The sequence below is a fragment of the Celeribacter sp. SCSIO 80838 genome (assembly GCF_056498065.1).
Window position 1 is genome coordinate 2,396,567 of the sequence record NZ_JAZKMA010000001.1, and the last position, 14,866, is coordinate 2,411,432.

Consider the following 14,866-nt stretch of genomic DNA (forward strand, 5'->3'; position numbering starts at 1 on the left):
CCTATTTCCGAGTAATCATATAGGGAATAGGCGCGGGGGCGTCCAGTGATTAGAGCGAGAGATCGCCTTTCCACGACCGAAGCGGGCCGAGGCGGGCGGATTTTTTGGTCATGTGCCGGTCCATGCGGCCGAGAATGCGCGACAGGAAACGGATGGTCTCGACCACGTAAGGCCCTTTGTTGAGCATGACGCAATCGGCGCGCTGCGCCATGGCGGCGTCGGTGGTCTCGGCGCGGGTGGCGAGGCCTTGTTTCATCAGACCTTCGAGCACCTGCGTGGCCCAGACGACGGGGGTGTGGGCGGCTTCGCAGAGCCAGAGGATTTCTTCCTGAATTTCCGACATGCGCTCCAGCCCGATCTCGACGGCCAGATCGCCGCGGGCGATCATCACGGCGGTTTCGGTCAAAGCGCCGGATTGCACGATGAGTTTCGGCAGGTTGCGCACGGCCAAACCGGTTTCGATCTTGAGCACCAGCGCGGGGCGATGCGCGCCTTCGGGCAGGCGTTTGTCGATCTCCGCGATCAGGAGGCGGATGTCCTCGGGGGTTTGCACGAAGGAATAGCCGATCATGTCGGCGTGACCGACGACGAAATCGAGGGCGGTGCGGTCGTCTTCGGTCAGCGCCGGAATGTCGATCTCGACGGCGGGGAGGTTGAAGCCCTTTTCGGGCTTGACCTTGACGCCCTCGGGACCGGCGCGGGTGACGCGGAGCTTGGCGCCTTTCGGTGTGATCTCAACGACTTCCGCACCGATTTTGCCGTCGTCGATGAAAACGCTCATGCCGGGGGCGAGGCGGTCGATCAGATCGGGGTGGCTCAGCGTGGTGGCGACATGTTTCGACTTGGCGGAGGGGGCTTCGCGGCGGATGTCGAGCCGGTCTCCGACCATCACCCGTTGCTTGTTCGGGCCTGCGACCGGACCGGTGCGCAGTTTCGGCCCGGCGAGGTCCATCAGAACCGGCACGTAGCGGCCGATCTCGTCCTGGGTGTCGCGGATGCGGGCGATCATCGCGGCCCAGACCTCGGGCCCGTCATGGGCGCAGTTGATGCGCATGGCGTCGGCACCGGCGCGGAGCATGTCGGGGATGAGATCGGGATCGGTGGCGGCCTCGGTCGGGAGCGTCAGCAGGATGCGCGAGCGCGGCGCGCCGGAGGAGCCGGTGCCAAAGAGCGTGTCGCGCCGGGCGGCGAGGCGGGCGGGGCCTTCGGTGAAGGCGCTCGGATCGGGATAGGGGGCTTCGTCACCCGATGCCGCGCCGGAGAGACGGGAGAGCGTGGCCACCACCGCGTCGAGCGAGGCGCGGGCATGCGGTTCGGCGCGCCCGAGGGTTGAGAGGCCGAGGGCGGCGAGATCGGGCTGCATCGGGCGCAGATCGGCGTGGCGCAGGGCGAGATAGGAGGCGAGGTTCTCGGCCGAGGGGCGGAAGGCGGGACGGATGTCCGCGGCCTCCCAGGCGGTCTGGATCGCGTCGGCTTCGCGGGTGATTTTCTCGCGCAGGGCGTGCAGTTCGATCGAGAGGCGGGTGGCGTCGGGCGGGAGGAGGCAGAAGGACATGGAGCACCTGCGGGTTGGGTTGCCTTGTGTCCCTGTCTTTCCACCGGCTTTGTAACAGTGCTATGGCAAAGATCAAATCAGGTGCAAAATGCCACAGTTGCGTCGGAGTGTCGTCGGAATGGAACATTATGAGTTGATTGGCAAAACCCGGGTCGGGCAGGGTCGGTGTGGCGCGTCTTGAGAATGGTATGAGGATATAAATGTTTCGTGATCAACAAGCCATTTTCGAATTTCGCGGGCCTTGGGGCGTGCCTGTCAGGATCGGCAGCAGCATCCTTCTGATGTTCTTGCTGTTTATCTCGACCACCGGGTCAGCGACGGATTTGCTTTATGATCTGGCCTTTATCGCCATGCTGATCGGCTCGGTGTTCCTGCATGAAATGGGCCATGCCTGGGGCGCTCTGGTGCAGAGAATCCCCGTGCGCAGTGTGACGATCCACGGCTTTGGCGGCTATTGCCAGCAGGCGCGGGCGGCGACCCCGCGCGAGAGCGAGCTGATCGTGGCCATGGGGCCGATCGTGACGCTCACGCTCTGGGCGGTGAGCCGCCTTGTCGCCAATGCGATGTGGGGTGCGGGGCGGGAATACGACCATGTGCTGTGGTTTTTCGAGACCATGGCCTGGCTCAACGGCTATCTGGCGATTTTCAACCTGCTGCCGATTGCGCCTCTGGATGGCGGCAAGCTGTTCGAGCTGATCCTGTTGCGGTTCATGCGCGGGAGGGCGGCGGCGAAGGTGACGGGCTATGTCGGGATCGCGGGGCTGGCGCTGATGATCCCCTATCTGGTGCTGGGGATGCACATGTATATTTTCGTGCTGTTCTTTGTTCCGGCCATTCTGGAAAACTGGAACCGGATGCGCGGGCAGGTCTACTGACCCGCCCGAGACGGAGGATGCGCGGGCCGATTATGCCTTGCTGCGCCCCTTGCGCGCGGGGGCCGGGCGCATGCGTTTCTCGATCATGTCGAAGAGCGCACCGGCGATGTTCTTCGCAGTGGTGGTTTCGGCGCCCTCGAAGCCCGGAGAGGAATTGACCTCAAGCACTTTCGGTCCGTCTTCGGCCCGCAGCAGATCGACGCCTGCCATACGCAAGCCAAAGGCCTTGGCCGAGCGCACCGCCGTGTCGCGTTCCTCTTTCGAGATGCGCACCTTGGTGGCCTGACCGCCCAAATGCAGGTTGGAGCGGAAATCGCCGCCGGAGGACGAGCGCTTGATCGCCGCGACCACCTTGCCGTCGATGACGACACAGCGGATGTCGACGCCCGCCGCTTCCTTGACGAAATGCTGGACGAGGAAGTTGGCTTTGAGGCCTCGGAAGGCGGAAATCACCGATTGCGCGGCTTTCTTGGTCTCGGCCAGAACGACGCCGCGGCCTTGGGTCGATTCCAACAGCTTGACGATCAAGGGCGCGGAGCCCGCCAGAGCGATCAGGTTGTCGGTGTCCTTGGGCGAGGCGGCGAAGGCGGTCGTGGGCATGCCGATGCGGTGACGCGCGAGGACCTGATGCGCCTGCAATTTATCGCGCGATTTGGCGATGCCCTCAGAGCCGTTGACGCAAAACGTGCCGATGGTCTCGAACTGACGGATCACGGCGGTGCCGTAAGAGGTGACGGAGGCGCCGATGCGCGGGATCACGGCGTCGTAGCGCGGCAGGCGTTCGCCGTCATAGTAAATCTCCGGTGCCATGGCGTTGATCACCATGTAGCAGCGGGTGGTGTCGATCAGCTCGACCACATGGCCGCGCTTCTCGCCCTCTTCGACGAGGCGCAGGGAGGAGTAATTGTCCGGCTCGCGCGACAGAACGGCGATGCGCAGCGCGCGCGGGGCCACGGTGTCGCGGATTGCGGTGGTGAAATAGACCGCATCGTCGAGCCGGGGCTGACAGAAGCTCTCGGACGGCTGGACGATCATATCGTCGCGAATGGCCTGACGGCCAAGCAGCATGCGGTAGGCCATATTGGTGCGGTTGGTCAGCGTGATCTCGATCGGCCAGACCCGCTCTCCCATGGCGATCTCGGAGGCGATGACATAGCGCAGCTCGGTTTCGCCATTGGACGAGGTCACCTCGCGCCGGTCCACCACATCGGCGGAGCAGGAAATCGTGATGTCCTCGCGCCCCGGCACCGGATGGATGTTGAACCGCACCTTGGGGGCGTCCGCCTTGCCGAAAGGTTCGATGTCGAAGGCATGCAGCGCCGAGGTCTTGGCGCCGGTGTCGACCTTGATCTTCAGCGCGGGCAGGCCGAGCGCGGGCAGGGAGGCCCATTCTTCCCAGCCTAAAGCGAAAGGAGCTTTGTCCGTCATGTGCGTGTCTCGCAATTTGGGGAGAGGCCGGGGCGCGATGCTGCGGTCCGGCCAGATGCGCCCAATGTCACCTTCCGAGGGTTCTGACAAGAGGCTTTGTCGGTTTTGTGACAAAGCGGCGGGCGCGGTGTGTTCGCGGTGTTTTGCCAATCCCAAAGCGGCGCGTTTTTGGACGCAACGGTGCGAAAATCGAGGTTTTTGCCGTTTTCTTGCGCGTGCCGTACGCAGGAGGCCGCGTTTGGGCGTTTTGCGACAGGTAACGCTTTCGTCACCGCCGGGGGCGGCTCAGGCTTTCGCTCAGGGGATTTAAAACGGAACAAACTGGGGACAAACATATGAGCGAAGAAAAATTCATGCCGCTGGTCTATCAGCTCGACGATGTGCCGCCGCCGCCGCAGGCCGCGCTGGCCGCGGTGCAACATGTGCTGGCGTCCATCGTCGGCATCGCGACGCCGTCGCTGATCATCGGTGGCGCGCTGGGGCTTGGGGCCTATACGCCCTATCTGATCGCCATGGCGTTTTTCGTTTCGGGCGTGGCCACCTTCATCCAGTGCAAGACCATCGGGCCGGTGGGCTCGGGGCTTTTGTCGCTTCAGGGGACGTCATTCGCCTTTCTCGGCGCCATTCTGGCGGCGGGGTTTGCGGTCAAGGGGCGCGGCGGCTCGCCGGAGGACATCCTCTCGATGATCTTCGGGCTGTGCCTTGTCGGGTCGCTGGTGGAGATCATCCTGTCGCAGTTTCTCGACAAGCTGAAGCGGATCATCACGCCGACGGTGACGGGGGTGGTGATCACGGTGATCGGTCTGTCGCTGATCAAGGCGGGGTTCACCGATTTCGCGGGGGGCGCGATGGCGGGGGAGAACCTCGGCAAGCCGCTTTACCTTCTGATGGGGACGCTGGTGGTGGCGATCATCCTTGTGATGACCTTCATCGGCAAGCCGACGCTGCGGATTTCCGCGATCATGATCGGGCTGGTGGTCGGCACCATCGTGTCGAGCTTTTTCGGCATGGTGAATTTCGGCGCGCTGGGCTCGGCGAGCCTCTTTGCCCTGCCGATCCCGTTCAAATATGGCATCGACTTTGACTTTGGTCTCTTTATCCCGCTGGCCTTCCTCTATCTGGTGACCGCGATTGAAACCTCGGGCGATCTGACCGCGAACTCGGTGATCTCCGGTCAGCCGGTGTCGGGCGATCTCTATATGAAGCGCATCAAGGGCGGGGTTCTGGGCGATGGCGTCAACTCGGCGCTGGCGGCGATTTTCAACACCTTCCCGAACACCACGTTCTCGCAGAACAATGGGGTGATCCAGATGACCGGCGTCGCTTCGCGCCATGTCGGCATGTATGTGGGCGGCATTCTGGTGATCCTCGGGCTGTTTCCCATTATCGGGTCGTTCTTCCTGATCATCCCGAAACCGGTGCTGGGCGGGGCGACGCTGGTGTTGTTCTCGACCATCGCGGTGGCGGGTATCCGAATTCTGGCGACCGAAGAGATGAACCTGCGCCGGGTCTACATTATGGCGGTGTCCTTTGGCCTTGCGCTGGGCGTCACTCTGGTGCCGGATTCGACCCAGAACCTGCCGACCTTTCTGAAACAGGTGTTTGCCGCACCGATCACGCTGGCGGGTCTTTCGGCGATCATCCTGTCGCTGGTCATCCCCGAGGATGCCAAGGCGACGATCGAGGCTGCGGAGTAAACCACGTCTGCCACGGGTCTATTGGTAAATCGACACAGGAACCCGCCCATTGGGGCGGGTTTTTGAGTATTTGCGCCATCGGAAAGCCGCGAGACCGCGCGTCGCGGCAGAAGACTGGCCCCGCGCGGCATTTGCGGGTACATCCCGGCCTTATGACCCAGCGATTCTCATTTTCCGTACACGCCACCGACGGCAAGGCCCGCACCGGTGTGATCTCCACCCCGCGCGGCGAGATCCGCACGCCTGCCTTCATGCCCGTGGGGACGGCGGCGACCGTCAAGGCGATGATGCCGGAGAGCGTGCGCGCCACCGGGGCGGATATTTTGCTGGGCAATACCTATCACCTGATGCTGCGCCCGACGGCGGAACGCATCGCGGCGCTCGGCGGGCTGCATAAGTTCATGAACTGGGAGCGCCCGATCCTCACGGACAGCGGTGGGTTTCAGGTCATGAGCCTCTCCGATCTGCGCAAGCTGACGGAAGAGGGCGTGACCTTCCGCTCGCATGTCGACGGATCGAAACATTTCCTCTCGCCCGAGCGCTCGATGGAGATTCAAAAGCTCCTGGGCTCCGACATCGTGATGTGTTTCGACGAATGCCCCGCGCTTCCGGCGGATCGCGACCGGATCGCGCAGAGCATGCGGCTGTCGATGCGCTGGGCGGCGCGGTCGAAAGAGGCCTTTGGCGACCGGCCCGGCCATGCGCTGTTCGGCATTCAGCAGGGCGGTTTGGAGCGCGATTTCCGGGAAGAAAGCGCCACGGCTCTCAAAGAGATCGGCTTTGACGGCTATGCGATCGGCGGGCTGGCTGTCGGCGAGGGACAGGAGCTGATGTTCCAGACTCTCGATTTCGCGCCGGAGTTCCTGCCGGAGGACAAGCCGCGCTATCTGATGGGCGTGGGCAAGCCGGACGATATCGTGGGGGCGGTGAAGCGCGGTGTCGATATGATGGATTGCGTGCTGCCGTCGCGGTCGGGGCGCACCGGTCAGGCCTGGACCCGTCGCGGGCAGGTCAATATCAAGAACGCGCGCCACGCCGACGATCCGCGCCCGCTGGACGAACATTGTTCGTGTCCTGCTTGCCGCAATTACTCGCGCGCCTATCTGCACCATGTGTTCCGCTCGCAGGAGATTATCTCCTCGATGCTGCTCACCTGGCACAACCTGCATTATTTCCAGGAGATCATGCAGGGCATGCGCGATGCGATTGCGGGCGGCAGGTTTGAGGCCTGGGAAAAAGACTTCCACGACACGCGCGCGCTGGGTGACATCGAACCAATTTGAGGCGAAGGCGCCCTTTGGTTTGAAATGTTTCAGTTTTTTGACGGGATGGTCGGAGACGCGGCGACGCTTGCGGGGGCAGAGGATGAAAATCCGGCGAAATCCGGGCAAATCCGCTCTTGCCCGTACCGGTCATGACAGGCAGACTGACGTTCAAGCCGCAACTTGACTTGGTTGAAATCGCCGGGGTGCCCCCCCAGATATAGAGCCAAGACAGGAAAGACCGGATGGTTGCCGCAGGGGCGGGGCCTTGGTCTTTTGCCAAGATAAGGAATGACTATGCACGAGCAAATCCAATCCTATCCCGTCCTGCCGCTGCGCGACATCGTGGTGTTTCCCCACATGGTCGTGCCGCTGTTCGTGGGCCGGGAAAAATCGGTCAAAGCGCTCGAAGAGGTGATGGCGCAGGACAAACAGATCCTGCTCTCCGCCCAGATGGACCCGTCGGTGGACGATCCGTCGGAGGACGGCATCTTCCGCGTCGGCGTGCTGGCCAATGTGTTGCAGCTTTTGAAATTGCCCGATGGCACCGTCAAGGTGCTGGTCGAGGGCGAGCGCCGCGTGCGGCTCGATCGGTTTGTCGAGAATGACAGCCATTTCGAGGCGGAGATTACCCCCCTTGAGGAAAGCGTTGGCGATGCCGATGCGGTGACGGCGCTTCTGCGCTCCGTGCGCGAGGAGTTCGAGCATTACGCCAAGGTGAAAAAGAACATCCCCGAAGAGGCGCTTGTCGCCGTCTCCGAGACCCGCGAGCCCGCAAAGCTCGCCGATCTCGTGGCGGGGCATCTGGGCGTTGAGGTGGACGAGAAGCAGAAGCTTCTGGAAACGCTTGCGGTCGATGCGCGGCTTGAGGCGGTGTTCGGGCTGATGCAGGGCGAAATGTCTGTGCTTCAGGTCGAGAAAAAGATCAAAACCCGCGTCAAATCGCAGATGGAGAAAACCCAGCGCGAATATTACCTGAATGAGCAGATGAAGGCCATTCAGAAGGAGCTGGGCGACGGTGAGGACGGGGCGGGCGAGATTGCCGAGCTCGAAGAGAAGATCGCCGCCACCAAACTGTCGAAAGAGGCGCGTGAAAAGGCCGAGGGCGAGCTGAAAAAGCTCAAGAATATGAGCCCGATGTCGGCCGAAGCCACGGTTGTGCGCAATTATCTCGACTGGATGCTGTCGATCCCGTGGGGCACGAAATCCCGCGTCAAAAAGGATCTGAACAAGGCGCAGGAGATCCTCGATCACGACCATTACGGGCTTGAGAAGGTCAAGGAGCGGATCGTCGAATATCTCGCCGTGCAGAGCCGCAGCCAGAAGCTGAAAGGCCCGATCCTCTGCCTCGTCGGCCCGCCGGGCGTGGGCAAAACCTCGCTGGGCAAATCGGTCGCCAAGGCCACGGGGCGCGAGTTCATTCGCATCTCGCTGGGCGGCGTGCGCGACGAGAGCGAGATCCGCGGTCACCGCCGGACCTACATTGGCTCCATGCCGGGCAAGATCATTCAGGCGCTGAAAAAAGCGAAGACGACGAACCCGCTGATCTTGCTCGATGAGATCGACAAGATGGGGCAGGATTTCCGGGGCGATCCGGCGTCGGCCATGCTCGAAGTGCTTGATCCGGAACAGAATTCCACTTTCGTGGATCACTACATGGAGGTCGAATACGATCTCTCCAACGTGATGTTCCTGACCACGTCGAACAGCTACAACATGCCGGGGCCGCTTCTTGACCGGATGGAGATCATCCCGCTCTCGGGCTACACCGAGGACGAGAAATCGGAGATCGCGAAACAGTATCTGATCCCGAAACAGATCAAGAACCACGGCCTCAAGGCCAAGGAATTCTCTGTGACGGATGAGGCTGTGACGGATGTGATCCGCTACTACACCCGCGAGGCGGGGGTGCGGAATCTCGAACGCGAATTTGCCAAGATGGCGCGCAAAGCGGTGACGCAGATCGTGCGCAAGCAGGCGGAGAGAGTCGAGGTGAACGCGGGCAACATCGAGGACTTCCTCGGCGTGAAGAAAATCCGTTACGGTCTGGCCGAGAAGGAAGATCAGATCGGGGTTGTCACGGGCTTGGCCTATACGTCGGTCGGCGGCGATTTGTTGCAGATCGAGGCGCTGAAACTGCCCGGCAAGGGGCGGATGAAGACCACCGGGAAACTGGGCGATGTGATGAAGGAATCCATCGACGCGGCCAGTTCCTATGTGCGCTCCATCGCGCCGCAGATCGGGGTGAAACCGCCGGTGTTCGACACGATCGACATTCACGTCCACGTCCCCGACGGGGCGACGCCGAAGGATGGGCCCTCGGCCGGTCTGGCGATGGTGACGACGATTGTGTCGGTGTTGACGCAGATCCCGGTGCGCAAGGACATCGCGATGACCGGCGAGGTGTCTCTGCGCGGCAACGCGACCGCCATCGGTGGGCTCAAGGAGAAACTTCTGGCGGCTCTGCGGGGCGGGATCAAAACCGTGTTGATCCCGGAAGAGAACGTCAAGGATCTCGCCGAGATCCCGGACAATGTGAAGGAGGGGCTGGAACTCATCCCCGTCACCCATGTGTCCGAGGTGCTCAAACACGCGCTGGTGCGCCAGCCGGAGCCGATTGAATGGGACGAGGCCGCCGAAGAGGCCGCGCGTCTGGCCAAGCTTTCGGGCGGCGGCGAAAGCCAGGGTGCGACGGCACACTGAACGCGGTTCTGGAAACAATTGTGGGAAAGCCGACCTTCGGGTCGGCTTTCTTGCTTTTGGGGGCGGGGAGATGCACAGGGTTTGGGCAAATAAACCTTTGGTTCATCAAGGCGCTAGAACCATGGTTCCGAGGCCATTTCTCGTTTGCAGCGTACGGGGCGACGAGAGTAAGGTTTCCACAACGGAAACAAACCACCAGAGGGGCTCTCTTATGGCTGCGCGGACCACCGCAACCCGGAAAACCAAGACCACTGCGAAAACATCGACGGCAAAGAAAGCCGCTGCGAAAAAGACCGTGCCGATCAGCACGGAGCCCGCGCCGGTTGAGGCGCCCGAAACCACGGTGGTGACGACCATGAAGAAGAAAGATTTCATCGACCGGGTGGCCGAGGCCTCCGGCGTCAAGCGCGGCGAGGCCAAGAAAGCAGTCGAGGCGACGCTCAAGGAACTGGGCGATGCGCTTCAGCGCGGTGAGGAGCTGAACCTGCCGCCTTTGGGCAAAATGTCTGTGAAACGGCAACAGGACGGCACCGGCGCGCATGTCATCGTGGCCAAGCTGCGCCGGTCCAAGACCATGCTGGGCGAGGAGGTCGAGGGCGGTGAGGCCCAGGCAGAGAGCCCTGAGGAGAGCGTGGAAACGGAGGCCGGGGAAAACTGAGTTTTCCGGGACATTTTCTGGCAAAAGCCTCTTGCATCCGAATTTGCCAGAGGCTAAACACCGCGCCACGGCGGGTGATTAGCTCAGTGGTAGAGCGCTTCGTTCACATCGAAGATGTCAGGAGTTCAAATCTCTTATCACCCACCATCCAGATTTCTGCCGGTCTGAACCGGCCTTTAGGGCGCCCGTTGGGTGCCCTTTTGTTTTGTCAGCTTCCGGCTCAGAGATGGCTACAGGACTTCAGAGGCGGCGTCTGTGGTGCCGTTGGCGCGGTTCTCGGAGGTGCCGTAGAGCCGATTGGCCTGTTCGGCGGGCATCGCGCGGGCGTAGAGAAAGCCTTGATGCCAGGTCAGCCCAAGTTCGAGAAGCATCCTGCGTTGCGCTTCGGTTTCGACCCCTTCGGCGACGATCTCGAAGTTCAGCGCCTCGGCCAGATGGATGACCGAGCGCAGGGCCTCGCGCGAGCGGCGGTCGGTGACGATGCGCTCGATCAGGGATTTGTCGATCTTCACGATGTCGATCGGCAGATGGGTGAGACGGTTGAGATTGGAGGCTTCCTTGCCGAAATCGTCGAGCGCTATTCGGATGCCCTGAGCACGCAGGATGGCAATTTCGGTCATCGCCTGATCCATATCGATCCGGTCGGTGATCGCATCCTCGCAGATTTCGAGCACGATGGCGTGGCGCACCTGGGCGAGCGGACCGAAATTGCGGATCAGCAGCGCGGCGGCGCCGGGGAAGGCCAGCGCCTCCAGCCGGATGTTGAAGCTGACGAAGACGCCGGGGCAGGCGGTAAGGCGGGTGAGCAGGCGGTGACACAATTTGCGGGGTGTGTCGGACTGATCCTCGCTCAGCAGTACATTCTGCAACTGCGGCAGGAATTGCCGGGGCGGCAGGATCTCGCCAGAGGGCCGTTCCCAGCGCAACAGCGCCTCGAAGCCGACGACCCGGTGGGTCTCCGCATCGAAAATCGGCTGGACGTATTTGACGATCTCGTCACGCTGCAACGCCCCGAGGACATCGTGATAACTGGTCAGGCGGCCGTCTTGCCGCAAGCGTTCGAAGAAGGCCTCATCGGTCAGGATCACCTTGTTGCGCCCGTGCTCCTTGGCCTCGCGCAGCGCCCAGTCGGCCCATTTCGCGGCGTCGTCGAGCCGGTCGGTGCGGGCCAGCCGGGTGACGCCGATGGAGACGGTGCGCGACACCGGCCCCGACGAGGTGGGCAGGGTAGACGCCGCAATGTCCCGGGCCAGTTCCTCGGCGAATGTGCGGTTCAGGGCGGCGGTTGTGGCGTTACGAATGACGGCGAATTCCTCCCCGCCGACGCGACAGGCATGACCGAGCGCTCCGGTTTTTTCGGAGATCACGGCGGCGATCCGGCGCAACAGATCGTCACCGACCTTATGGCCGTAGGTATCGTTCACGCTCTTGAAATGGTCGAGGTCGAGCAGGAAGAGGTCGTAATCGTGGAGACGTTCGCCATCGGCCAGAAGCCGGTTGAAGCCGCGGCGCGAATAGAGCCCGGTGAGCTCATCATGGGCGACGAGATGTTCGAGTTTCCGGCGCGCCAGCGAGACTTCGGTGATGTCGACGATCATGACGATATTGAGCCACCTGTCCTCGTTTTCCTCGATCACGCTGCGCAGCTCGACGATCCGTCTCTCCCCGGTTTTGGTGAGCAAGCTCAGCGTGTTGGAGATCGTTTCCTTGTCCCTGGTGCGGGACAGGAGATGGCGGCGAAAGCTTTTCGAGGCAGCGTGATCCTCGGTCGGAATGAAGTCGATGAGATCGCGCCCGAGGGTCTCGGCGCGGCTGTAGCCGAAATGTTCGCTCCAGGCGTCGGAGACCGACTGGATGCGCCAGTTGCGGTCCTGGGAAATCACCACGGCGGCGTTGCGGTTCAAGAGCGTTTCGGTGAGGCTGCGCTGCGCCTCGAATTCGGTCACATCGGTGAAAAGGATGATGTATTTCGGCTGTTCGCCCGTGGCGTCCGGGTCGATCAGGCGACGTTCGGCGGTCATCTTGCGGATCTTGCCCCCGGCGGTGGTGAATTCGAGCACCTTGTGGGCAGGCGGCGTAAAATCGTCCCCGAGTGCCCGCATCTGATTGACGAAACGGCGGGTGTGGACTGGGGTCAGCTCGGCGATGTCGCGGCCGATCAGATCGCTGCGGGAAAACCCGAGGCGGGTGCAGAGCGCGGGCGTGGCGTTTAGGGTGCGGCGCTGGCTGTCCTGGACGAGCAGAAGGGCGGGGCCTTCTTCTAGGGTGAGCTTATAAAGCCGGGTGTTGCGATGCAGCTCCGTCGTGTCGGTGATCTGGACGATGTAATGATGCGACAGGCCGGGGGTGCGGGTCTTGCGGATCGCGGCGAGGGTTTTGCGCAGGGTGCCGTCATGACGGCGGATGTCGATCTCGAGGGTGAGATCGGTGTCCGGGCTTTCGCGGATAAAACGCCGCATGGCGGTGAGCGTGTGATCGGGCAGGCGCAGGAAGCCGGACGTGGCGGGTGTTTTGCCGAGGATGACGCTGCGGGGCACGTCGAGATAGGCGCAGAGCCGGTCCGTGATGGTTGTGATCCGGAATTGGGCATCCATGGTGATCATCATGGCGGGGCTGTTGTCGAGCAACTCGGTGCGCAACATGCGATCGCGGGTGCGTTGCTGTTTGTAACTGCCGGCGAGGGTGACGAGGCAGGAGCCGATCAGCACGAGGATGGAGAATTCCACATAGGAGAGCGGGGATTTGAGCCCGGCCCCCAGAAGGAGCGCCGAGGCGACGGCGATATTCGCCAGCCCGGTTTCCAGCATATTGCGCAGGGTGACGGTCGAGAGCAGCAGGACCAGACCGAAGGTGACGGGCAGGGCGGAGGACAGGCCGAAACTGTCGAAGGGAAACCGGCCGGTCAGAAAGGCACACCCGGCCAGCATCAGGGTCAGCGGAAGGGCCGAGACGGCGGGTCGGTCGGGGGCTTCGAAGCCGAAATGCAGTTTCCAGATCACCCCGATGAAAATCGGGGTGAGCAGGGCAATGCCGGTCAGGTTGGCGAGCAGAAATTGCGCGACATCTGTCAGGGGCGGCGGGGTCTGACCGAGAAGGGCGAGGGCGGCCTGATTGAGAAAGGCAAGCGCAAGGCCGGTGAGCATGATCGACAGCAGAAAGCCGACGAGGCTCTGGAGTTTTGGGTCGACTTCGACGAAGCGGCGACCGACGAGTGTCAGACGGAGCATATGCCGGGCGAGAGAGGCGAGGATCAGCGCCTCGACGCCATTGAACCCGGCGGAAATCAGCGCGGTCGCAGGCGGTTGTGCGAGGGCGAGACGTGCGACAATCATGGCCATCGTCCCCGCGCCCAGAACGCGGGGCCAGCTGTGTCCGGGGTGCAGCAAAAGATAGTAGGAAAGCAATCCGGCGCTCCACCACAGCGGCACGAGAGTCGGAAAGCTGATGCGGAACAGGCTCTCGGTCAGCCATGTCACGGCAAAGATCGCGACGGCGGTCCAGACGAGCCGTTGACGTTCGGTGGCGCGAAAGGTCATCCAATGGTGCGGACGCAGGAAGAGCGGCAGGCGGTTTGCTTCATCCGAGGCGCTGTCGGAGGTCATCCGTGCGCTGCGGGGCGGCGGCGTCGGGCCGGGTGCTGCGGGGCTTTGAAAGAGGTCGCTCTCCGAGGCGAGAGGGGCGTCGATGTCCCGGGCGGCGCGTTCCAGCGGGCGCAGACGTTTTTCCACCACAAGGATGGACAGCAGACTGAGGCCGACGGTTGCAACGAGATCGAGCGGGCCGCCTTCGCCGCCCCAGAGCGAGAGGATCATGTTGAGCTGAAGGGTGGCGAGTACGGCCCAGAGCAGGCGGTCGACCTTTGGTGTGTGCGGGTCCCAAAGCAGGCGGGGGGCCTTGGTCAGGGGCAGGGAGAGTGCGGCGAGTCCGAGAAACAGCAGGGCTTCGGAGAGCGACAGGCCCTGCGCGAAACGGGAGAGCGCGGGGGGAAGGGCCGGGGTCGGGTCGATACTCCGGGCCAGCCGGAACAGGGCGATCGCGGCGATGGAGATCAGGATGACACAGGCGATCCAAGCGCCGCTTTTCTGTCCGCGTGCGATCAGCGGCAGCAGGGCCAGCAGCAGGAAACACAGAAGCGAGAGGAGGCTGACATGGAGGGTGTCGGTCTGCGACCCGATCAGGAAGAGCAGGCCCTGCACCGGGTGGCCCTCCAGTTCCGCGACGCGCAGGAGGATCAGGGTGAGTGCGACCGGAGAGCCGTAGGAGAGATGCGAGCTGGGGCGGAGGTTGCCGTGGCGGCGGCGATGCCACTGATGCAGGAGATCGGCGAGGAGCAGGCTCGTGGCGACGAGCACCGTCGGGTGCAACGGCCCGAGCGTCGGGGGCGGGGCGATGCCGCCGATCAGAGAAACCGCCTGAAGCAGCAGCAGGGTGACCATCAGGGCCACGACGCTGCGGAGCGCCATGGGCAGTCCGGCGCGGGGGCTTGGGCGGAAACGTCTTGTGATGTTCACGGGCAATGGGTCTTTGTTGTGAATCTTGTGCGATCTGGCTTCGGGAACCGCAGGTGCCGGAACGGCAAATGGGCGCGTGATCTCAGGAAATGGTTAATAGGTTTATCAATGGTTAATGCAGCCGGGATCTGGGCAAAAAAATGCGCAAAAAACGCCGGATGTGCCGTGAGATGCACA

At 62.7% G+C, this 14,866-nt stretch carries 8 protein-coding genes and 1 tRNA gene; 6 read left to right on the forward strand and 3 right to left on the reverse strand.

Features of this window, described 5'->3' with window-relative positions:
• Positions 1-49: 49 nt before the first annotated feature.
• Positions 50-1,555, reverse strand: a complete 1,506-nt coding sequence (locus V1475_RS12055; RefSeq protein WP_479412934.1) for a pyruvate kinase — start codon at positions 1,553-1,555, stop codon at positions 50-52.
• A 200-nt stretch (positions 1,556-1,755) separates the two neighbouring features.
• Between V1475_RS12055 and V1475_RS12060 the strand changes: the two genes are divergently transcribed.
• On the forward strand, positions 1,756-2,430 hold the full coding sequence (locus V1475_RS12060) for a site-2 protease family protein (RefSeq protein WP_479412935.1): 675 nt from the start codon (positions 1,756-1,758) through the stop codon (positions 2,428-2,430).
• A gap of 30 nt (positions 2,431-2,460) precedes the next feature.
• Here V1475_RS12060 and rimK read toward each other — a convergent pair whose 3' ends face one another.
• Entirely contained in the window at positions 2,461-3,858 is a 1,398-nt protein-coding gene (gene rimK / locus V1475_RS12065; protein ID WP_479412936.1) for a 30S ribosomal protein S6--L-glutamate ligase, read from the reverse strand.
• 335 nt (positions 3,859-4,193) lie between these two features.
• Here rimK and V1475_RS12070 point away from each other — a divergent pair, with 335 nt between their 5' ends.
• The 5 genes from V1475_RS12070 to V1475_RS12090 all read left to right on the forward strand — a co-directional run bounded on the left by V1475_RS12070 (position 4,194) and on the right by V1475_RS12090 (position 10,325).
• Positions 4,194-5,555 carry a nucleobase:cation symporter-2 family protein gene (locus V1475_RS12070; protein WP_479412937.1) on the forward strand — a complete coding sequence of 454 codons (1,362 nt, stop codon included), beginning with the start codon at positions 4,194-4,196 and terminating at the stop codon, positions 5,553-5,555.
• A gap of 152 nt (positions 5,556-5,707) precedes the next feature.
• Positions 5,708-6,838, forward strand: coding sequence for a tRNA guanosine(34) transglycosylase Tgt (gene tgt, locus V1475_RS12075; RefSeq protein ID WP_479412938.1), 1,131 nt, complete (start codon positions 5,708-5,710; stop codon positions 6,836-6,838).
• 276 nt (positions 6,839-7,114) lie between these two features.
• Positions 7,115-9,520 (forward strand): endopeptidase La, encoded by a 2,406-nt coding sequence (gene lon / locus V1475_RS12080; RefSeq protein ID WP_479412939.1) that lies wholly within the window; start codon positions 7,115-7,117, stop codon positions 9,518-9,520.
• 211 nt (positions 9,521-9,731) lie between these two features.
• The gene (locus V1475_RS12085) at positions 9,732-10,178 is read left to right on the forward strand and encodes an HU family DNA-binding protein (RefSeq protein WP_479412940.1); all 447 of its coding nucleotides are present in this window, start codon (positions 9,732-9,734) and stop codon (positions 10,176-10,178) included.
• A gap of 72 nt (positions 10,179-10,250) precedes the next feature.
• Positions 10,251-10,325: transfer RNA gene (locus V1475_RS12090), tRNA-Val, on the forward strand.
• 83 nt (positions 10,326-10,408) lie between these two features.
• Here V1475_RS12090 and V1475_RS12095 read toward each other — a convergent pair.
• On the reverse strand, positions 10,409-14,641 hold the full coding sequence (locus tag V1475_RS12095; RefSeq protein ID WP_479412941.1) for an EAL domain-containing protein: 4,233 nt from the start codon (positions 14,639-14,641) through the stop codon (positions 10,409-10,411).
• Positions 14,642-14,866 lie beyond the last annotated feature (225 nt).

Coding starts and splice junctions, on each gene's coding strand:
- V1475_RS12085 (WP_479412940.1), top strand. CDS start 9,732: ATGGCTGCGCGGACCACCGCAACCCGGAAAACCAAGACCACTGCGAAA.
- tgt (WP_479412938.1), top strand. CDS start 5,708: ATGACCCAGCGATTCTCATTTTCCGTACACGCCACCGACGGCAAGGCC.
- V1475_RS12060 (WP_479412935.1), top strand. CDS start 1,756: ATGTTTCGTGATCAACAAGCCATTTTCGAATTTCGCGGGCCTTGGGGC.
- V1475_RS12055 (WP_479412934.1), bottom strand. CDS start 1,555: ATGTCCTTCTGCCTCCTCCCGCCCGACGCCACCCGCCTCTCGATCGAA.
- rimK (WP_479412936.1), bottom strand. CDS start 3,858: ATGACGGACAAAGCTCCTTTCGCTTTAGGCTGGGAAGAATGGGCCTCC.
- V1475_RS12070 (WP_479412937.1), top strand. CDS start 4,194: ATGAGCGAAGAAAAATTCATGCCGCTGGTCTATCAGCTCGACGATGTG.
- lon (WP_479412939.1), top strand. CDS start 7,115: ATGCACGAGCAAATCCAATCCTATCCCGTCCTGCCGCTGCGCGACATC.
- V1475_RS12095 (WP_479412941.1), bottom strand. CDS start 14,641: ATGGCGCTCCGCAGCGTCGTGGCCCTGATGGTCACCCTGCTGCTGCTT.